This window comes from Curtobacterium sp. MCBA15_012 (genome assembly GCF_001864935.2).
Classification (GTDB): Bacteria; Actinomycetota; Actinomycetes; order Actinomycetales; family Microbacteriaceae; genus Curtobacterium.
Genome location: NZ_CP126267.1, coordinates 894,502 through 914,411, shown reverse-complemented (window position 1 = coordinate 914,411; position 19,910 = coordinate 894,502). Strand labels below are relative to the sequence as shown.

At 74.0% G+C, this 19,910-nt stretch carries 17 protein-coding genes; 6 read left to right on the top strand and 11 right to left on the bottom strand.

Annotation, left to right across the window (positions count from 1 at the left end; all coding sequences use genetic code 11):
- The first annotated feature begins 200 nt into the window (after nucleotides 1–200).
- From QOL15_RS04215 to QOL15_RS04205, 3 genes are all read left to right on the top strand, one after another.
- On the top strand, nucleotides 201–1,235 hold the full coding sequence (locus QOL15_RS04215) for a LacI family DNA-binding transcriptional regulator (protein WP_071245456.1): 1,035 nt from the start codon (nucleotides 201–203) through the stop codon (nucleotides 1,233–1,235).
- A 62-nt stretch (nucleotides 1,236–1,297) separates the two neighbouring features.
- The gene (gene uxaC, locus QOL15_RS04210) at nucleotides 1,298–2,737 is read left to right on the top strand and encodes a glucuronate isomerase (RefSeq protein ID WP_071245454.1); all 1,440 of its coding nucleotides are present in this window, start codon (nucleotides 1,298–1,300) and stop codon (nucleotides 2,735–2,737) included.
- Nucleotides 2,738–2,852: 115 nt separating this feature from the next.
- Nucleotides 2,853–3,464: a class I SAM-dependent methyltransferase gene (locus QOL15_RS04205; RefSeq protein WP_254784062.1), complete on the top strand. Its 612-nt coding sequence runs from the start codon at nucleotides 2,853–2,855 to the stop codon at nucleotides 3,462–3,464.
- Nucleotides 3,465–3,593: 129 nt separating this feature from the next.
- Here QOL15_RS04205 and QOL15_RS04200 read toward each other — a convergent pair whose 3' ends face one another.
- Both QOL15_RS04200 and QOL15_RS04195 read right to left on the bottom strand, forming a co-directional pair.
- Nucleotides 3,594–4,283: a response regulator transcription factor gene (locus QOL15_RS04200; protein WP_071245452.1), complete on the bottom strand. Its 690-nt coding sequence runs from the start codon at nucleotides 4,281–4,283 to the stop codon at nucleotides 3,594–3,596.
- A complete protein-coding gene (locus tag QOL15_RS04195) occupies nucleotides 4,280–5,959 on the bottom strand; it encodes a sensor histidine kinase (RefSeq protein WP_305405414.1) in 1,680 nt (559 codons plus the stop codon). Before QOL15_RS04195 ends, QOL15_RS04200 begins: the two co-directional genes overlap by 4 nt.
- A 214-nt stretch (nucleotides 5,960–6,173) precedes the next feature.
- Between QOL15_RS04195 and QOL15_RS04190 the strand changes: the two genes are divergently transcribed.
- Nucleotides 6,174–6,419: a hypothetical protein gene (locus tag QOL15_RS04190; protein ID WP_065964730.1), complete on the top strand. Its 246-nt coding sequence runs from the start codon at nucleotides 6,174–6,176 to the stop codon at nucleotides 6,417–6,419.
- Here the strand turns inward: QOL15_RS04190 and QOL15_RS04185 are convergent.
- Nucleotides 6,406–6,945, bottom strand: a complete 540-nt coding sequence (locus tag QOL15_RS04185) for a gluconokinase (protein WP_071245449.1) — start codon at nucleotides 6,943–6,945, stop codon at nucleotides 6,406–6,408. The two genes, QOL15_RS04190 and QOL15_RS04185, sit on opposite strands and share 14 nt — an antisense overlap.
- Before the next feature lie 111 nt (nucleotides 6,946–7,056).
- On the opposite strand from QOL15_RS04185, the gene gndA reads away from it, so the two are divergent.
- A complete protein-coding gene (gene gndA / locus QOL15_RS04180; protein WP_083393805.1) occupies nucleotides 7,057–8,514 on the top strand; it encodes an NADP-dependent phosphogluconate dehydrogenase in 1,458 nt (485 codons plus the stop codon).
- A 71-nt stretch (nucleotides 8,515–8,585) separates the two neighbouring features.
- Here the strand turns inward: gndA and QOL15_RS04175 are convergent, their stop codons facing one another.
- Nucleotides 8,586–9,314, bottom strand: coding sequence for a hypothetical protein (locus tag QOL15_RS04175; RefSeq protein ID WP_139197253.1), 729 nt, complete (start codon nucleotides 9,312–9,314; stop codon nucleotides 8,586–8,588).
- 255 nt (nucleotides 9,315–9,569) lie between these two features.
- On the opposite strand from QOL15_RS04175, the gene QOL15_RS04170 reads away from it, so the two are divergent.
- Nucleotides 9,570–11,120, top strand: a complete 1,551-nt coding sequence (locus QOL15_RS04170) for a molybdopterin-dependent oxidoreductase (protein WP_175473790.1) — start codon at nucleotides 9,570–9,572, stop codon at nucleotides 11,118–11,120.
- 141 nt (nucleotides 11,121–11,261) lie between these two features.
- Here the strand turns inward: QOL15_RS04170 and QOL15_RS04165 are convergent, their stop codons facing one another.
- From QOL15_RS04165 to QOL15_RS04135, 7 genes are all read right to left on the bottom strand, one after another.
- Nucleotides 11,262–12,050, bottom strand: coding sequence for a putative protein N(5)-glutamine methyltransferase (locus tag QOL15_RS04165; protein WP_071245448.1), 789 nt, complete (start codon nucleotides 12,048–12,050; stop codon nucleotides 11,262–11,264).
- Between the two features lie 83 nt (nucleotides 12,051–12,133).
- Nucleotides 12,134–13,111 (bottom strand): ribose-phosphate diphosphokinase, encoded by a 978-nt coding sequence (locus tag QOL15_RS04160; protein ID WP_065964720.1) that lies wholly within the window; start codon nucleotides 13,109–13,111, stop codon nucleotides 12,134–12,136.
- A 48-nt stretch (nucleotides 13,112–13,159) separates the two neighbouring features.
- Entirely contained in the window at nucleotides 13,160–14,596 is a 1,437-nt protein-coding gene (gene glmU, locus QOL15_RS04155; RefSeq protein WP_071245447.1) for a bifunctional UDP-N-acetylglucosamine diphosphorylase/glucosamine-1-phosphate N-acetyltransferase GlmU, read from the bottom strand.
- 80 nt (nucleotides 14,597–14,676) lie between these two features.
- The gene (locus tag QOL15_RS04150; RefSeq protein WP_071245446.1) at nucleotides 14,677–16,062 is read right to left on the bottom strand and encodes an MFS transporter; all 1,386 of its coding nucleotides are present in this window, start codon (nucleotides 16,060–16,062) and stop codon (nucleotides 14,677–14,679) included.
- A 232-nt stretch (nucleotides 16,063–16,294) separates the two neighbouring features.
- Complete coding sequence (locus QOL15_RS04145; RefSeq protein ID WP_071245444.1) at nucleotides 16,295–17,344, bottom strand: NAD(P)-dependent alcohol dehydrogenase; 1,050 nt, start codon at nucleotides 17,342–17,344, stop codon at nucleotides 16,295–16,297.
- Nucleotides 17,341–18,633, bottom strand: a complete 1,293-nt coding sequence (locus QOL15_RS04140) for an ROK family transcriptional regulator (RefSeq protein WP_071245442.1) — start codon at nucleotides 18,631–18,633, stop codon at nucleotides 17,341–17,343. The genes QOL15_RS04145 and QOL15_RS04140 overlap by 4 nt, the downstream gene beginning before the upstream one ends.
- A 193-nt stretch (nucleotides 18,634–18,826) precedes the next feature.
- Nucleotides 18,827–19,903 carry a sugar phosphate isomerase/epimerase gene (locus QOL15_RS04135; protein ID WP_253181687.1) on the bottom strand — a complete coding sequence of 359 codons (1,077 nt, stop codon included), beginning with the start codon at nucleotides 19,901–19,903 and terminating at the stop codon, nucleotides 18,827–18,829.
- Between the last annotated feature and the right edge of the window lie 7 nt (nucleotides 19,904–19,910).

Below are 19,910 nucleotides of genomic sequence, written 5' to 3'. Positions count from 1 at the left end.
CGGCGCTGCCGGTTGCGCACCACTGTCCCGCCGCTGGCAACAACCGGCAACCGGTTGCCAGTTGTTGCCAGCCCGTCCTACCGTCGGTCCACCGGCGCGACGAGGCGGCGGTGCCGACCCGTCGTCGCGACGGTGCGGATCCGCTCTCGCGACGGTGCGAGGCAGGACCTCGCGACGGTGCGAGGCAGGACGGAGGAGCGGTGCGCGAGACCGACACCACCCGGCGGGTGACCATCCGGGACATCGCCGACGCGACCGGCGTCGCCCCCTCGACCGTCTCGCGGGCGCTCGCACTGCCAGACCGCGTGAACCGGGTCACGCAGCAGCGCATCCAGGAGGCAGCGCGGTCACTCGGCTACGTGCCGAACCAGCAGGCGCGCGCCCTGACGTCGGGACGCACCCGGGCGGTCGCGGTGCTCGTGTCCGACATCACGAACCCGTTCTACTTCGACGTCATCCGCGGCACGCAGCACCAGCTGGCCGCCGCCGGGTGGACGCAGCTGCTCGTCGACACCGAGGAGTCCGCCGAGGCCGAGCTCGCCGCCCTCGGCGCGATCGCGACCAAGGCGGACGGCGCGGTGCTCACCGCCTCGCGACTGTCCGACGCGCAGATCGCACGGTTCGCCGAACGGACCCCGCTCGTGGTCGTGAACCGCCGGCCCGCGGGCGTCCCGTCGGTGCTCATCGACACGCCGGGCGGGGTCGAGCAGGCCGTGCAGCACCTCGTCTCCCTCGGCCACCGGGACGTCCTCTACGTCGCCGGACCGGACAGCTCGTGGTCGAACGAACGGCGGTGGCGGGCACTCGTGCGGGTCGCGAGGCGTCTGGGTGTGCGGGTCGCCCGCATCGGCCCGCACGCACCGTTCGTCGACTCGGGCGCAGCAGCCGCCGACGCCGCGGTGCACGCCGGGGCGACCGCGTGCATCGCCTTCAACGACCTCATCGCGATCGGCATGCTCGGGCGGTTCCGGGAACGCGGCGTCCGCGTACCCGAGGACGTGTCCGTGGTCGGCTGCGACGACATCTTCGGAGCGGACTTCTGCAACCCGCCCCTCACGACGATGACGTCACCCATCGAGCGGGCCGGGCAGGTCGCGATCCGGATGCTGCTCGGTCGACTCGGGGCACCCCCGGCGGACGGCGCGGGCGACGAGCACACGGCCTCGGCCGTCGCGCTCCCGACCCACCTGACCGTGCGGGAGTCGACCGGCCCCGCACCGGGTGGCGGACCCTGACCGGTCCCCCGACCGCCCCGTCCCGTCCGCTCGCCCCGCCACCCGCACCGAAGGAGCCGTCGATGCCCCGCACGACCACCGCCACCCCCCTCGCACCGCACCCGGACCGGCTGTTCCCCGCGGACCCCGGTGCCCGCGCCGTCGCCCGCACCGTGTACGACGCGGTCCGCGACGCGCCGATCATCTCGCCCCACGGACACGTCGACGCCGCGCTGCTCGCGGACGACCAGCCGTTCCCCGACCCCGCCGCGTTGCTGGTCACGCCCGACCACTACGTCCTGCGGCTCCTGCACGCGAACGGTGTCGGACTGGAGGCGCTGGGACGCGAGGACCGTTCCGGGACGCACGCCGTGCCTCCCGGCCGCGCGATCTGGCGGACGCTGGCCGCACACTGGGAGGACTTCACCGCCACCCCCGTGCGCCACTGGTTCGAGACGGAGCTGCACGACGTGTTCGGGCTGACCGAGCAGCCGTCGGCCGCGAACGCGGACGACCAGTACGACCGGATGGCCGCGCTGCTCGCCGAGCCGCGCATGCGGCCGCGCGCCCTGTTCGACGCCTTCCGCATCGAGGTGCTCGCCACCACGGACGGTCCCGCCGACGACCTCGCCGCGCACGCGCGGCTCGCAGCGGACCCCACGTTCACCGGTCGCGTCCTCCCCACGTTCCGCGCGGACGCGGTCTTCGACCCCTCCGGGCCGGACTGGAGGCGCGTGGTCGCGTCGGTCGGGGAGGCCGCCGGCATCGACACGGGCACCCACGACGGCCTGCTGGCCGCGCTGCGCGCGCGGCGCCGGTACTTCCTCGAGCACGGCGCGACCGCGACCGACACGGGGGTCCTCGACGCCGGCTCCGCCCCGCTGTCCGCCGTCGAGCGCGCCCGCATCCACGCCGCCGCGGTGCAGGGGCCGGACCGCGTGACCGCCGCCGAGGCCGTCGCGTACCGCCACGACATGCTGTACCGCTGGGCCGAGATGAGCGTCGAGGACGGCCTCGTCATGCAGCTGCACCCCGGGGTGCTCCGCAACCACCACCGCCCGACCCTCGAACGCTTCGGCCCCGACACCGGACACGACCTGCCCACCGTCGGGGCGTTCACCGAGCCGCTCCGGCCGCTGCTCGAGGCCTTCGGCACCGAGCCCGGCTTCCACCTCGTGCTGTTCACCGTCGACGAGACCGTGTTCTCGCGCGAGATCGGGCCGCTCGCCGGCTTCTACCCCGCCGTGTACGCCGGTGCGCCGTGGTGGTTCATCGACACCCCCGCGGCGATCGGGCGCTACCGGGCAGCGGTCACCGACTCGGCGTCGTTCACGAAGACCTCGGGCTTCATCGACGACACCCGGGCGTACTGCTCCATCCCCGCACGGCACGACATGGCGCGGCGTGCGGACGCGGCGTACCTGGCGTCGCTCGTCGTCACGCACCAGATCAGCGAGGAGGACGCGGTGGTGACCGCGCGGCGGATCGTGTCGGACATCCCGCGGGCGACGTTCAAGCTCTGAGGCCTGCGGGCGGTTCTCGCGGGCTGAGGCCTGCGGGCGGTTCTCGTGCGCTGAGCCCCGGAGCGGAGTGGACGAGCGGACACCGACCGGGCGTCGCGGTCGGTACGGTCGTCGGGTGGACGACCGGGTGGACGAGCGGGTGCGGCAGGCCTACGACGAGCGGGCAGAGGAGTACGCGGCGGCGCTCGGCTCGATGGCGGCCGTGCACCCGTCGGACCGCGCCCGGGTCGAGTCGTGGGCGGCCGCGTGCGACGGTCTGCTCGTCGACGCCGGGTGCGGGCCGGGACACTGGACCGCACACCTTGCCGGACTCGGGCACCGGGTCGTCGGGCTCGACGTCGTGCCGCGGTTCGTCGACATCGCCCGACGGTCCGCGCCGGACGTGTCGTTCCGCGTCGCGACGCTCGAGGCGACCGGCCTCGGAGCCGGGAGTGCGGGTGGCGTGCTGTCCTGGTACTCGCTCGTCCACCACGACCCGGAGGCCGTGCCGGACGCCCTCGCGGAGTTCCGCCGCGTCACGGCCGACGGCGGCGGGCTGCTCGTCGGGGCGTTCTCCGGCGCAGCGCTCGAGCCGTTCGACCACGCCGTGACCGCGGCCTGGCGGTGGCCGACCGATCGGCTCGCGGCGGTCATCGACGAGGCGGGGTTCGCGGTCGTCGACGTCGAGGAGCGGGCCGACGCCGGTGTGCGGCCGCACCTGGCGATCAGCGCGGTGCGGGTGCGGTGACCTCGTCGCTCACGCCTCGACGACACGAGGGCCGAGCCCCGCGGCGCTCTCGGGGAGGTCTGCGAGGGCGGCGGGTGACGCGGACCTCGGGCGTGCTCGCGGATGTCGCTGCGGTTCGCACCTCCGCGGTCACGGCTGCCAGCCGGGTGTCGCCAGGCCCGTCTCGTAGGCGAAGACCACGAGCTGCGCCCGGTCGCGGGCACCGAGCTTGATCATCGCGCGGGACACGTGGGTCTTCGTGGTCATCGGGCTGACGAACAGGCGCTCGGCGATCTCGGCGTTCGTCAGGCCGAGCGCGACGAGCTGCATCACCTGTCGTTCCCGCTCGGTCAGCACGTCGAGCGCCGGCGCGAGGGCGGACGGCTTCGCGTGCGTCGCGTAGGCGGCGACGAGGGACCGTGTCGCCCCCGGGGACAGCAGCGACTCCCCCGCGTACACCGTCCGGATCGCCCGGAGGAGCTCGGCGGGCTCGGTGTCCTTCACGAGGAACCCCGCCGCTCCGCCGCGGATCGCCTCGAACACGTACGCGTCCTCCTCGAAGGTCGTCAGGATCACCACGTGCACCGCACCGAGGTCCGGGTCGGTTCCGATGCGTCGCGTGGCGTCGAGCCCGTCCGACCCCGGCATCCGGATGTCCATGAGCACCACGTCCGGGCGCTCCCGGCCAACGAGGTCGACCGCGGTGTCGCCGTCGCCCGCTTCCCCGACCACGGTCATCCCGGGTTCGGCGTCGACGAGTGCGCGGAGGCCGGCGCGGATCAGCACCTGGTCGTCGACGAGCACGACACGGATCGGTGCGGTGACGGTCGCGTCGCTCATGCTCGGTCCTCGGGTCTCGGGGCGGGGCGGTCGGAAGGCGCAGGGCGGTCGGAAGGAACAGGGCGGTCGGAAGGCGCAGCGTGGTCGGTCGGCGCGGGTCGGTGCGCCAACGCAGCGCGGTCGGCCGGCGCAGCGCGGTCGGTCGGCCCGGGTCGGTCCACCAGCGCAGCGCGGTCAGCCAGCGCGGCGCGGTCAGCCAGCGCGGCGCGGTCGGCCGGGCGGGGCAGGCGTGCCGCGACCCGCCAGCCGCCGCCGGGCAGCGGTCCGGCCGTCATCGTCCCGCCGACCGCGTCGGCCCGCTCGCGCATGCCGATGAGCCCGTTGCCGGCGTCGCCGAGCCGGACCGAGGGCTGCGCAGCCGGGTCGGCGCGCGGAGGAGCGTCCGGTCGCGGGCGGTCCTCGACCACGAGCTCGACCACGTCCGGTCCGACACGGACGTCGACCGTCGCGCGGTGGCCGGGCGCGTGCTTCATCACGTTGGTGACGGACTCCTGCACGATCCGGAAGGCGTTGCGGTCGACGATGCCGCCGATCGCCGTCGGGTCCCCGTCGACACGGACCGACACGTCGACCCCGGCCGCCCGCGCACGGGCGACGAGGTCGGGGACACGGTCCAGCCCGGGGACCGGGTTCCGTTCGGGAACGCGGTCCGGTCCCCCGGCCGCCGCCACAGCCCGCGCCGGTGCTCCCGCCCCCGCGACCGCCTCGGTCCCCGACGCCGTACCCGTCCCCGCAGCCGTACCCGTCCCCGCAGCCGTACCCGTCCCCGCAGCCGTACCCGTCCCCGCAGCCGTACCCTCAGCCGTCCCGGTCCCCATCCCTGTTCCGGTCCGTGTCAGGCCCGTCCCGTCGGCCGAGCGCAGCACGCCGAGGATGGCCCGCAGCTCGACGAGCGCGTCGCGGCTGGTGTCCTTGATGCTCGTGAGTGACTCCTTCGTCGCCTCGGGGAGCCCGGCGCCGAGGTGCAGTGCCACCCCGGCCTGCAGGTTGATGAGCGACATGCTGTGGGCGACCGAGTCGTGCAGTTCCCGCGCGATCTGGACGCGCTCGTCGCGGGCGCGCTGCTGCTCGGCCGCTACCCGAGCGCGCCGCCGCTCGGCGACGCGCTCGGTCCGGTCGCGGGCGAGCTCCGACACGACGATCGTCACGGTGACCCAGGCCAGGGCGAGGAAGACGCCGTCGAGATCCGCGCCGGACGACCGTCCGACCAGGTCGTCGGCGGTCGGCAGCAGCGCGACCGCGACGGCGGCGGACACCAGGACGGCGCTCCGGTGTCCACGGAACCAGGCGTTCGCCATCGCCATCGTGAGCGCAGCGACGAACGGTCCGCGCGCGGGGACGAGGACGGCGTACCCGACGGTCGTGCAGAGGGTGACCACGAGGACCGTCCGCGGGAAGGACCACCGCCAGGGCAGGGCGACGACGCCGGCCACGAGCAGCACGACCGCGAGCGGCACGACGTCGACGGGCGGGCTCGGTGGACCACCGATGACCCAGTGTGGTCTCGCCCCGGGGCCGGGGCCGGGACCGCCCGGACCGCCCACGACACCCGAGGCGAGCAGGGTGCCGGCGATCTGCACGACGGCGATCGGGAGCACCCGCCCGATCCGACCGAAGCGCGACCCACCGAGGACCCGGCGGGTACCGGGCGGCGGAGCAGGGGCGTCGGTGGTCACGGGGCGAGCCTAGGTCCGTCGCTCCCGCGCGACGACCCGTCAGCGCCGCATCTGTGGACTACTCCCCCGGGCGTACCCGGCTGTGGAGGAGGACCGCGGGACCCACCGCGGGAGCAGACGGAAGTGGGCCTCCCCGGCGGACGCGTGGCGTGCCTCCAGGCCGGACGATCGTCCTGTCGCACCAGCGACGACCACCGGACCACAGGAGGACCCCGTGCACACCGCTCTCACCACCCTCGCCGCCGTCGGCCCCCACTGGCACGCCGGCCCGCCGTTCCCGGCGTTCCCCCTGCTCCTCGTCCTCGTCCTCGTCGTCGGCGCCGTGTTGTTCGGCGTCCTGCGCCGCGGATCGTGGCGGGCGCGCTCGGACGCCCGGTCGGTCCTCGCCGACCGGTTCGCCCGCGGCGAGATCGACGCCGAGGAGTACCGCGGACGCCTGTCCGAGCTCAGCCGGAAGTGACCGCGAGTGCCGACGTGATCGTCACCACCGTGTCGTCGACGGGACCGTCGATCGACACGAGGACGGCGGTCTCGTCGGCCTGCGGGCGCTCGAGGGTCGCGAACTGCGAGTCGAGCAGCGACGTCGGCATGTACTCGTGGTGGCGGTGCGACTGGCGCACCGCGACGAGGTCGTGGGAGCCGTCGAGGAAGGCGATCACCAGGTCGGGCGCGGCCGCACGCAGGCGGTCGCGGTAGGCGCGCTTGAGCGCGGAGTTCGCCATGACGCACCGGTGCCCCGAGGCCTGGACCTCGGCGATGCGCGTCGCGCAGGCGTCGAGCCACGGCCAACGGTCCTCGTCGGTGAGCGGCACGCCCTGCCGCATCTTCTCCTTGTTCGCGGCCGGGTGCAGGTCGTCCGCGTCGACGAAGACGCTCGGCTGGCCCTGCTCGGCGAACGCGTCGGACAGCGCCTGGCCGATGGTCGACTTGCCGGAGCCGGAGACCCCCATCACGAGCACGGGCGGGAGGACGTCGCTGTCGGTCATCCCTCCACAGTATGGGTCTGGTGAACGCTCGTACCCAGTTGCCACAGCATCCGTGCGGACCGGGGCGACGGCTCGTAGGTTGGGGCCAACGTCAGGACGAAGGAGACCCACGTGGCAGAGAACGACGGACAGGCGAACATCGGGGTCATCGGCCTCGCCGTGATGGGGTCGAACCTCGCACGGAACCTCGCATCACGCGAGGGGAACACGGTCGCGGTCTACAACCGCACCTTCGCGCGCACCGAGGAGTTGATGCGTGAGCACGGCGATGCCGGGTTCATCGCGTCCGAGGACATCGACGGGTTCGTCGCGTCGCTGTCCAAGCCACGGACCGCGATCATCATGGTGCAGGCCGGCAAGGGCACCGACGCCGTCATCGAACAGCTCGCCGAGCGGTTCGAGGAGGGCGACATCATCGTCGACGGCGGCAACGCGAACTTCCACGACACCATCCGTCGCGAGCACGACCTCAAGGAGAAGGGGCTGAACTTCGTCGGGACCGGCATCTCCGGTGGCGAGGAAGGGGCCCTGCACGGTCCGTCGATCATGCCGGGCGGCTCGGACGAGGCCTGGGAGACGCTCGGGCCCATCCTGAAGTCGATCGCCGCGGTCGCCGAGGGCGAGCCCTGCGTGACCCACATCGGGACCGACGGTGCCGGCCACTTCGTGAAGATGGTGCACAACGGCATCGAGTACGCGGACATGCAGCTCATCGCGGAGTCGTACGACCTGCTCCGTCGCGCCGGGGGCCACAGCGTCGAGGAACTCGTCGAGATCTACGGCAAGTGGAACGAGGGAGACCTGGAGTCCTACCTGATCGAGATCACCGGCGAGGTGCTCAAGCAGCAGGACGCCGACACCGGCAAGCCGCTCGTCGACGTCATCCGTGACGAGGCCGGCTCGAAGGGCACCGGTGTCTGGACCGTGCAGAACGCGGTCGGCCTGGGCATCCCGGTGTCCGGCATCGGCGAGGCGGTGTTCGCGCGCGCCGTGTCGTCCAAGCCGTCGCAGCGTGCCGCCGTGCAGCAGTCCGTGCAGCGGCGACCGGACGTCGTCGAGGTCCCCGACACGTTCGAGGACGACGTGCGCGCCGCGCTCTACGCGTCGAAGGTCGTCGCGTACGCGCAGGGCTTCGACGTCATCATCGCCGGCGCGAAGGAGTACGGCTGGGACATCGACCTCGGCAACGTGGCGAAGATCTGGCGGGGTGGCTGCATCATCCGGGCGCAGTTCCTCAACCGCATCGTCGAGGCGTACGACGAGAACCCGGGACTCGAGTCGCTCCTCGTCGACCCGTACTTCGCGAACGCCGTCGCCGAGGGCGAGGCCGCCTGGCGCCGGATCGTCGGCATCGCGGTGGCGTCGGGCATCCCCGCACCGGGCTTCTCGTCGGCACTGGCGTACTACGACTCGCTCGCGTCCGACCGTCTCCCCGCGTCGCTCATCCAGGGCCAGCGGGACTTCTTCGGCGCGCACACCTACCAGCGCATCGACAAGGACGGCACCTTCCACACCCTGTGGTCGGAGGACGACCGCCGCGAGGTCGAGCAGGAGCCGTCGACGCACTGACGTCCGCAGGAGCACCGACATCGGCGGGTGCACCGCGAGGGTCGCTCTGGGAGGAGCGGCCCTCGTGTGCGTCAGGCGACGATCCGCTCCCGGGCGAGATCGGCGACCAGCCGGTCCAGGCGCGGACCGCGGCCGAGCAGGCGCTTCGACCCGGGTGCCGAGCGCACGAAGAAGGTCGCGACGGCCGTCGAGTCGTCGGGACGCACGTAGTGCAGGGCGACCGCGCTCGCGCGCCGCTCCCCGTCGACGTCCTCGATGCCGACGTGCACCACCCGGCTCCAGCGGATGACCAACAGCCTGGTCGCCCGACGCTCCTCGAGTTCCCAGAGCGAGGCCTCGGTCGCGCCGAACGCCCACGTGACCCGCTGTCCGAGGTCGGCGTCCGGCCGCGCCCGGCGCACCGCGTCCCGCAGCTCCGGTGTCGGGGCCGCGGGCACGAGCCAGACCGTCGGGTCGATGCGGCGGATCGCCAGGGCCAGGGCCTCGTCCGCGCGACGACGACGGACCGCCTGCGCGCGGACGACCGCGGCACCGACGAGGAGGACCCCCGCGGTGATCGCGAGCAGCTCGACGACGCCGAGGAGCGTCAGGTCGGTCTGCGGCGCCGCCGTCACGACGGCGACGCGGGTGCCGAGCAGGACGGCCCAGACGGCGAGGACCACCCAGCGCAGGACGGTGATGCGGCGCGCGGTCGACATCCGACGCCGCGGCACACCGGCACGCGGCGACCGCTCGACACGGCGCCGGCCGGTGGCACGTCCGCGACCACGTCGGGGGACGCGGTCGGGGGGCTTCGGCACGGTCCGATCCTCGCACGGGTGGCGGGCAGCGCGCTGTGGCGGTCGGTGAACGGTCCGGGAACCCGGTGGGTGGCAGCGGCTCCCTCCTCCACAGGCCCCGACGGCAGTCGCGCCGTCCACAGTCCCCCGACTGTCAGCGCATCCGGGGTCCCGCCGACCTACGCTGCTCGGGTGACCACCGCAGACCGTCCGCCGGCACCCAGCACGACACCGGCACACAGCACGACACCGGGAGACGACGCTCCGCAGCCCCCGGTGGGCCGCCCAGTCCTGTTCGCCGCTGCCTGCGGGGTCGTCGCGGTCGCCGTCTTCCTCGGCGTCGCGGAGCTCGTCGCGCTCCTGCTCGGTGGGGCGGGCAGTCCGCTCGTGGCGGTGGGGTCTGCGGTGATCGACCTCGCACCGCCGGCCGCGAAGGACCTGATGGTCGGGCTGTTCGGCACCGGTGACAAGGCCGCGCTGTTCGTGCTGATGGCCGTCGTCACCGCCGCGGTGAGCGCCGGCGCCGGCGTCCTGGAACGTGCACGGCCGCCGTTCGGTGCCCTCGTGTTCGCGCTCGGCGGCGTCCTCTCCCTCCTGTCCGTGACCACCCGCACCGGGAGCGGGACGTGGGACGGCGCCCCGACCGTGCTCGGCGTCGCCGCGGCGGTGGTCGTGCTCCGCGTGCTCCTGCAGCGGCTCCGACGGTGGGAGGCTGCCGCCGCGGTGCCGTCCGCCGCACCCCGGCCCGCCGGGACGGAACGCCGCGCCTTCCTCGTGTGGGGCGCCGCGACCGCGGTGACGGCGGTCGTCGTCGGCAGTGCCTCCCGGATCGGGACCTCCGCGCTGCAGGCGGCCGCAGCCGCGCGTCGTGCGATCCGCCTCCCGGCGCCCGCGACGGCCGCCCCCGCCGTGCCGGCCGGTGCCTCGCTCGACGTGTCCGGCATCAGCCCGTACGTGACGCCGAACACCGACTTCTACCGGATCGACACCGCGCTCCGCGTACCGTCGATCGACCCGGCACAGTGGCGGCTCCGCATCCACGGCGCGGTCGACCGCGAGGTCGAGCTGACCTGGGACGAACTGCTCGCGCTCCCGCTCGAGGAACACATGGCCACGCTGAGCTGCGTGTCGAACGAGGTCGGTGGCGACCTGATCGGCAACGCGATGTGGCTCGGCTACCCCATCCGCGAGCTCCTGGCCCGGGCGGGTGTGCACGACGGCACCGACATGGTGCTGTCACGGAGCAGCGACGGTTTCTCGGCCGGGACCCCGCTCGACGTCCTGCAGGACGAGGGGACGGCGGCGTTGCTGGCCGTCGGGATGAACGGTGAGCCGTTGCCGCCGGAGCACGGGTTCCCGGTCCGCATGGTGGTGCCCGGCCTGTACGGCTACGTCTCGGCCACGAAGTGGGTCACCGAGCTCGAGGTCACCCGGTTCGCCGACGCACAGGGCTACTGGACGCCCCGCGGGTGGTCGGAGCGGGGGCCGGTGAAGCTCGAGTCACGGATCGACACCCCGCGCGACGGCAGCACCGTGGACGCCGGAGCAACGGTCGCGGTCGCGGGCGTCGCGTGGCAGCCCCACACGGGCGTCAAGGGCGTCCAGGTGCAGGTCGACGACGGTCCGTGGCAGGACGCGACGCTCGCAGACTCCGCGTCGGCGGACACCTGGCGCCAGTGGGTCTGGCGGTGGCAGCCCACCGCGGGGTCGCACCGCCTGCAGGTGCGAGCGATCAGTGCCGACGGGCAGGTGCAGACGAGCGTCGAACGGCAGCCGGCGCCGAACGGTGCCTCCGGGTGGCACAGCGTCCAGGTCAGCGCGGGCTGACCCGACCGGTGCGGGCTCACCCGACCGGTGCGGGTTGAACCGCCGAGTGCGGGCTGAACAGCTGAGTGCGGACGGCGCCCGACCACCCCGGGCCGAGCCGGCCGCCACGGACTGCGCCGGGTCAGCGCGGTGGACCGCCGGTCAGCTCGGACGGACCGCCACCACGCAGGTCCCGTCGACCGCGTCGTCGTGCACGACCTCGACGGCGAAGCCCGCGGCTGCGAACGCCGCCGCGGAGGTCGCTGCCTGCTCCTCGGACACCTCGATGACGACCGCACCGCCCGGCCGGAGCCACTCCCCCGCGCCCGCAGCGATCCGGCGGTGCAGGTCGAGCCCGTCCGGGCCGCCGTCGAGGGCGACCGTGCGCTCGTGCTCCCGAGCCTCCACGGGCATCAGCGCGATCTCCGCCGTCGGCACGTAGGGGGCGTTCACGGCGACGACGTCGACCGCCCCGCGGAACCGGTCCGGCAGCGGCGCGAACAGGTCGCCCGTCACGACGATCCCGCGGTCGCCGATGTTCTCCGCGGCGACGTCCGCTGCGTCCGGGTCGACGTCGGCCGCCACGAGGTCGAGCGCACCGACCCGGCCGAGCAACGCGACCGAGATCGCGCCGACCCCGCAGCACAGGTCGACCACGCGGTCGTACCGCTGGAGCCGCCGGGCTGCCTGCTCGACCACGACGGTCGTGCGGGTGCGCGGGACGAACACGCCCGCGGCGACACGGACCCGGTGCCCGTCGAAGGCCGCCCAGCCGAGGACGACCTCGAGCGGCTCCCCGGCGAGCCGACGCTGCACGAGCGTCCGGAGTCGCACGGGGTCGCCGTCACCGGCCTCGAGCAGGAGGTCGGCCTCGTCCTCGGCGAAGACGCTGCCCGCCGCCCGGAGTCGGGCGGCGAGCGCGTTCCGCGCGGGGTGGACCGGGGCGGTCACGATCGCGCGACCGGACCGCGACGGCGCATCCGCCGGGCCGGAGCGGTCACGATCGACCGACCCGACCGCTCCGGACCCGTGCGCTACGCCGCACCGTCGAACATCGAGGTGACCGAGCCGTCGTCGAAGACCTCGTGGATGGCCCGGGCGATGAGCGGCGCGATCGGCAGCACCTCGAGGCGCTCCCACCGCTTCTCCATCGGCAGCGGCAGCGTGTCGGTGACGACGACGCGGTCGATGAACTTGCTCTGGAGCAGCTCGGTCGCGGGGTCGGAGAAGACGGCGTGGGTCGCGGCGACGACGACACCGGTGGCGCCGGCGTTCTTCAGGGCCTCGGCGGCCTTCGCGATCGTGCGGCCCGTGTCGATGAGGTCGTCGACGAGCAGGCAGACGCGACCGGACACGTCGCCGACGATCTCGTGCACCGAGACCTGGTTCGGGATGAGCGGGTCGCGACGCTTGTGGATGATCGCGAGGGGCGCGCCGAGCTTCTCGGACCAGATGTCGGCCACGCGCACGCGCCCCATGTCGGGCGACACGACGGTGAGCGTCTCGGGGTCGAGGATCTGCTTGAAGCGCTCGAGCAGCACCGGCATCGCGAACAGGTGGTCCACGGGGCCGTCGAAGAAGCCCTGGATCTGCGCGGCGTGCAGGTCGACGCTCATGATGCGGTGCGCGCCGGCCGCCTTGAACAGGTCGGCGACGAGGCGGGCCGAGATCGGCTCGCGGCCGCGGCCCTTCTTGTCCTGACGGGCGTACGGGTAGAACGGCGCGACGACCGTGATGCGCTTCGCCGAGGCACGCTTGAGCGCGTCGACCATGATGAGCTGCTCCATGAGCCACTCGTTGATCGGCGCGGTGTGCGACTGGATGACGAACGCGTCGCAGCCGCGGACCGACTCGTCGAAGCGGGCGTAGAGCTCACCGTTCGCGAAGGTGCGCGCGTCGGTCGGGACCAGGTCGACGCCGAGCTCGGCGGCGATCTGCTCCGAGAGCTCCGGGTGTGCTCGTCCCGAGACGAGGACGAGTCGTTTCTGGCCGGTGGTCTTGATTCCGGACAAGTGCGGTGCTCACTCCCTGACCCCGTGGGGTCGATGCCGACGGCCGGGTCAGGCTGTCGTGTTCTGTTCGCCGTGCGCGCGCCGAGCCGCCTCGGCCGCCGGCGAACCGGGCCGGTGTTCCTCGACCCATCCGTCGGTGTTGCGCTGCGGGGCGTAGCTGATGGCCAGCGACCCGGCCGGTACGTCCTTGCGGACGGTCGTACCCGCGCCGGTGTACGCCCCGTCGCCAATCCTAACGGGGGCGACGAAGACGTTGTGCGATCCGGTCCGCACGTTCGACCCGACCTCGGTGCGGTGCTTGTGCACGCCGTCGTAGTTCGCGGTGATGGTGTTCGCCCCGATGTTCGAGTCCTCACCGACCTCGGCGTCGCCGATGTACGACAGGTGCGGCACCTTGCTGCCGCGGCCGATCACGGCGTTCTTCGTCTCGACGAAGGTGCCGATCTTGCCCTGGTCGCCGAGGATCGTGCCCGGTCGGAGGTAGGCGAAGGGGCCGACCGACGCACCGGCACCGACGACGGCGAGGGTGGCGTCGACGCGGTTCACCGTGGCGCCGGCCCCGACCTCGGTGTCGCGGAGCGTCGTGTCCGGCCCGACGACGGCACCGGCGGCGATGGCGGTCGCGCCGAGGAGCTGCGTGCCCGGCAGGACCTCGGCGTCGGGCTCGATCGTCACGGCGAGGTCGATCCAGGTCGTGGCGGGGTCCTGCACGGTCACCCCGGCGAGCTGGTGCCGGCGGACGATGCGTGCGTTGAGCTCGCGTGCCGCGTCGGACAGCTGCGCGCGGTCGTTGATCCCGGCGACCAGCCACGGGTCGGTCAGCGTGACGACGTCGACCACGCCGCCGCGCGCCGCGACGAGGGCGGGGACGTCCGTGACGTACTTCTCGCCCTGCGCGTTCGCGGTGGTGAGCTCGGGCAGGACCGCGCGCAGGTGCGTGACGTCGAAGGCGTAGATGCCGGCGTTGGCCTCGGTGATGGTGCGCTGCTCGTCGGTCGCGTCCTTGTGCTCGACGACCCCGACGAACGCCCCGGAGGCGTCGCGCACGATCCGACCGAGACCGGTCGGGTCCGGGGCGATCGCGCTGACGAGCGTCACTGCGTTGGGGACGTGGGCGTCCGCGAGCCGCCGCAACGACGCGGCGTCGAGCAACGGCACGTCGCCCGAGAGCACGACGACCGCTCCGTCGAAGTCGGCGGGCAGCGCCTGCACGGCGACCTCGACGGCACGACCGGTACCGGGGACGTCGTCCTGGTCGACGACGATCGCGCCCGGGGCACGCTCGGTGACCTCGGCCGCGACGCGCTCCCGTTCGTGCCGGACGACGACGACGACGTGCTCGGGCTCGATGGTCGAGGCGGTCCGGAGCACGTGCGCGACGAGCGGCAGGCCCGCGAGGCGGTGCAGCACCTTCGGGGTGGACGACTTCATGCGGGTGCCCTGGCCGGCGGCGAGGACGACGACGGCGATGCGCTGGTCGGTCATGCCTCCATCCTGGCGCACGCCGGCCGGACGGGTGTCACCCTGCCGGCCCCGGCCCCGCGCACGACGCCCGCCCGCCCCCGTCAGCGCACCGCCTCCGCCGGCTCCCGCCGCACGAAGGCCATCAGCACGAGCCCCGCGACGAGCACCACGACGATGCCGAGGATCCCGAAGCGCGTCGACCCGGTCACGCTCACCGCGACGCCGAACAGCGCCGGCGCCAGGAACGACGCCGCCCGCCCGGTGGTCGCGTACAGGCCGAACAACTCCCCCTCGCGCCCCGGCGTCGCGAGCCGCGCCAGGTACGCCCGGGACGACGACTGCACCGGTCCGACGAACACGCACAGCGCCAGGCCGAGCACCCAGAACGCGTTCTGCGCCGACCCCGCGAACAGCACCGCGGTGCCGCACACGACGAGGCCGACGAGCGACACGGAGATGATCGCCCGCGACCCGAACCGGTCGTCGAGCCGCCCGGACACGAAGGTCGCGATGCCGGCCACGACGTTGGCGACGATGGCGAACAGGATCACCTCGGACGCGCTGAACCCGAAGACCTGCGCGGCGATGATGCCGCCGAACGTGAAGACCGCGCCGACGCCGTCACGGAACACGGCACTCGCGACCAGGAACGCGAGCACGTTGCGCCGCTCGCGCCAGAGCCGGGCGACGTGCCGGCCCAGGTCCCGGTAGGCGGACAGCAGTCCGCCGCTGGTGGTCTGGTCGCGCGCGGCCTCGGGCACCGTGACGAACAGCGGCACGGAGCTGACCGCCAGCCACACGGCCGCGATGCCGATCGCGACGCGCACGTCCCACTGACCGGTCGCGACGGTCGCGGGCAGCTGCAGGAGTCCGGCCACCCCGGGCGTGCCGAAGTCCTGGATGCACAGGACGAGCAGCACCACGAGCAGCACGATCCCGCCGAAGTACCCCGCGGCCCAGCCGATCGCCGACACCCGGCCGGTCTTCGCCCCAGCCGCGACCTGGCCGAGCATGGCGTTGTAGCCGACGGTCGCGATCTCGTAGGCGACGGTCCCGATGCCGAGCAGCGCCGCACCGAGCACGAGGTACGGCTGGCTCGGCGCGACGAAGACCATCGCCCCGATGGACAGCGCGATGCCGATGGTCGCGATGAGCACCGACCGGCGCCGGTGTCCGGAGGAGTCGGCGAGCCGTCCCACCGCGGGCGCGACGAGCGCGACGACGATGCCCGCGAGCGTCAGGGCGGTCGAGACGGTCGCCGCGTTGTGCGCGAGCTCCCGCTCGACGGCCCGGGTCGCAGCGGCGGACCCGTCCTCGGCGGCGACGAGTCGCGGGTCGACGAAGGCGCGGCTCGCCAGGTACGTGCTGAACACGAAGGTCGTGACGACGGCGTTGAACGCCGCGGACCCCCAGTCCCAGAGCGCCCAGGACACGAGGGCACGTCGGTCGGTGCGCTGCGGCACTGCCGCCGCCGGTGTCGCGGTCATGCGCGAACCGTAGCGCGTCGCGGTGTCGCTCCGGTGCCCCCGGTCCGGGTGCGGCGGCAGGTGCGGTCGCCGGGCGCGACCGCGGGACGGACGGGAGGCGCGGGTCGGGCCCGCGCCGCGCCTCCCGTCCGTCCCGTGGTGGCGGACGGGAGGCGCGGGTCGGGCCCGCCACGGGCCTCCCGTCCGCCATGGGTGACGACGCGACGGCCGCGGGTCGCGTCGCGGACGCGGGTCACGAGGCGGTGGGGACGCCGTTCGGGTAGACGACCGACTTGAGCGATGCCGGGTCGGTGTCGCTCTCGAGGGCCTCGCGGACGTCGTCGAGGCCGAAGCGTCCCGTGACGAGCGCGTCGAGGTCGACCTGCCCCGAGGCGACCAGGTCGATCGCCACCGGCCACGTGTTCGTGTACCGGAAGATCCCGGTGACCGTGACCTCGAGGTTCTGGATGTGCTCGACGGGCAGCACCATCTCGGAGTTGCCGAGCCCGACCAGGACCGCCGCTCCCGCCGGGCCGACCGCCTTGATGCCGTCGGACACCGCGCGCGGCGCACCGCTGGCGTCGATGAAGGCGTCGACCGGCACGATGTCCGCCGTGACGTCCACCGCGACGGGGTCGACGACCTCGGTCGCGCCGAAGGACAGCGCGCGCTCGCGGCGCTCGGGCACGAGGTCGCTGACGACGACCCGGGTGGCGCCGAACGCGCGGGCGACCTGCGCGCAGATGATGCCGATCGGACCGGCTCCGGCGATGAGGACGCTCGAACCGGGGACGATGCCGGCCTTGCGCGCTGCGGCGATGCCGACGGACAGCGGCTCGAGGAGCGCGCCGGCCTCGAAGGACACGGCGTCGGGCAGCGTGTGGGCGAACTCGGCCTCGATCGTGACGAACTCGGCGAAGGCGCCGTCGACCGGCGGCGTCGCGTAGAAGCGCATGTGCGGGCAGAGGTTGTAGCGGCCGGCCAGGCACTGCGCGCAGCGGTGGCAGGGACGCTGGGGTTCGATCGCGACACGCTCTCCGACGCGGGCGGGGTCGACGCCCTCGCCGACGGCGGCGATCGTGCCGGACAGCTCGTGCCCGAGGACGAGGGGCTCCTCGACGACGAAGTCGCCGATGCGGCCGTGCCGGTAGTAGTGCACGTCGGAGCCGCAGACGCCGACCGCGGCGACACGGACGAGCACGTCGCCCGGGTCGACCGCGGGGACCGGGCGGTCCTCGACGGTGAGGTCCTGCGTGCCGAGCAGCACGCTGACGCGCTGGTGGGTCTGGTCCGGGGTGGTCATGCGGATCTCGCTTCCTCGACCGCGTCGTCGCGGTCGGACGTGGTGGTGGGTGTGGTCGGCGGGACGGCGGGCGGGGCCGTCGTCGTGGCCGTGGTCGGTGCGGTCGCGGCCGGTGCGGCGGCCTGGCCGTCCCGGAGCAGGTCGGCGAAGCCGAGCTCGGCGGCGCCGCGCACCAGGACGTCCCGCCCGAGGGCCGACGGCACCACCCGGAGCCGGTCGGTCATCGCCGCCATGGTCTGCGCGCGGACCTCGTGCTCGACGCGGTCGCCGACGTGCCCGAGCAGTTCGCCGAGGAACCCGCCGAGCACGACGACCTCGGGGTCGACCGTGTGCACGGCGTTCCGGATCGCGGTCGCGAGGGCGGTCACCTGCCGGTCGACGACCTGCTCGACCTCGGGCCGCCCCTCGGCGAGCGCCGTGGCGAGGGCGTCGAGGTCGTCGGGCGCCGTCCCGGTGACGGCGGTGAGGGCGTCGCGGGACGCCTCGGTCTCCAGGCAGCCCACCGCGCCGCAGTGGCACCGGATGCCGTTCGCGGCGACGAAGGTGTGCCCGAGCTCGCCCGCGTACCCGTCGGCCCCGCTGAACGGTCGGCCGGCGCTGACGATCCCGCCGCCGATGCCGCTCGCCCCGCCGTTCAGGTACACGAGGTCGTCGACGCCGCGCGCGCTGCCGTACAGCCGTTCGGCCCAGGCGCCGAGGTTCGCGTCGTTCGCGGCGCGGACCGGCAGCCCGAGGCGCTCCCCGAGCACCCCGGCGAAGGGTTCGTCCCGCCAGCCGAGGTGCGGCGCGTCGCGGACGACCCCGTCCTCGACGCGGACGATCCCCGGCACGGCGACGCCGACCCCGACGACCCGGAGGCCCGGAGCTGCCCGGGCGGTCAGCACGCCGAGCACGCGCGCCACCGCGTCGACGGCGTCCGCGGCCCCGGGCACGGCGGCCTGGGGTTCGACGAGCCGGTCCCGCACGGTGCCGTCGAGCGCGACGAGGGCCACCCCGACGGCGTCGATCTCGACCGTGACGGCCGCCGCGACCACGTCCGCCGACGCCCGCACGATGGGGCTGGGTCGGCCGACGCCGGCGCTCGGGCGGTCCGCGCCGGGGCCGCCCGGGACGGGGAACTCCTCGTGCACGAGTCCCTGGTCGACGAGCTCCCCGACGATCGCGAGCACGGTCGAGCGGTTCAGGCTCGTGCGCCGGGTCAGCTCGGCGCGCGAGACGGGGCCGCCCTCGTGCACGATGCGGAGGACGCGCGCCGCGTTGCCGGGCGTGGTCGTGGCCGGTCGGGCCATGGGTCCTCCTGGGGTCGGGGTGGTGGTGGGTACGAAGTTTCCCAGAACGCCTGCGATGGGTGGCGGGAACGGGCGTCCCCGGTCGTCCCGGCGGACCGGGTACGCCCGGTTCGACCCAGCACGCCCGGTTCGACCCAGCACGCCCGGTTCGACCCGGCACGCCCGGTTCGACCCGGCGCGCCCGCCCCCGGGCTCAGCGCGAGCGCGAGAACGCGGCGTCGAACGCGGCGTCCGGCGGCGCGATCGTCCCGAGCCGCCGCACGAACGCGAGCGCCTCCGGTCCGCCGACGAGCCGGTCCATGCCGGCGTCCTCCCACTCGACGCTCGTCGGCCCGTCGTACCCGATGTGGTTCAGCACGCGGAACACCCGCTCCCACGGCACGTCCCCGTGCCCGGCGCTGACGAAGTCCCAGCCGCGCCGGGGGTCGCCCCACGGCAGGTGGGACGCGAGCCGCCCGTTGCGCCCGTCGAGCTGCTTCACCGACTCCTTGCAGTGCACGTGGTACACCCGCTCGGCGAAGTCCATGAGGAACACCGCCGGGTCGAGGTCCTGCCACACGAAGTGCGACGGGTCGAAGTTGAACCCGAACGACGGCCGGTCCGCGAACACCTCGAGCGCCCGCTTGGCCGTCCAGTAGTCGTAGGCGATCTCGGACGGGTGCACCTCGAGTGCGAAGCGCACCCCGACCTCCTCGAACACGTCGAGGATCGGCGACCAGCGGTCGTGGAAGTCCTGGTACCCGGCGTCGATCATGCCCGGGGGCACGGGCGGGAACCCGGCGACGGTCTTCCAGATCGACGATCCGGTGAACCCGGTGACGGTCGAGACGCCGAGTGCCGCGGCCGCCCGGGCGGTCCACTGCAGCTCCTCGGCGGCGCGCTGCCGGACGCCCTCGGGGTCGCCGTCGCCCCACACGTGCGGCGCGAGGATGTCCTCGTGCCGCTGGTCGATCGGGTCGTCGCACACGGCCTGGCCGGTCAGGTGGTTCGCGATGGTCCAGACCTGCAGCCCGTTGCGCTCGAGGACCGCCTTCCGGTCCGCCACGTACGCCGGGTCCGTCGCGGCGCGCCGGACGTCCAGGTGGTCGCCCCAGCAGGCGATCTCCAGGCCGTCGTAGCCCCACTCCCCCGCCAGGCGGGCGACCTCCTCGAAGGGCAGGTCCGCCCACTGGCCGGTGAACAGCGTGACCGGTCGCGTGGACCGGGCACCACCCTCCGGCCGGGAGGCGCTGCTCGCGCCCGTCTCGCCGGTTCCGTCCGTCGTCGTCATCGTCGTC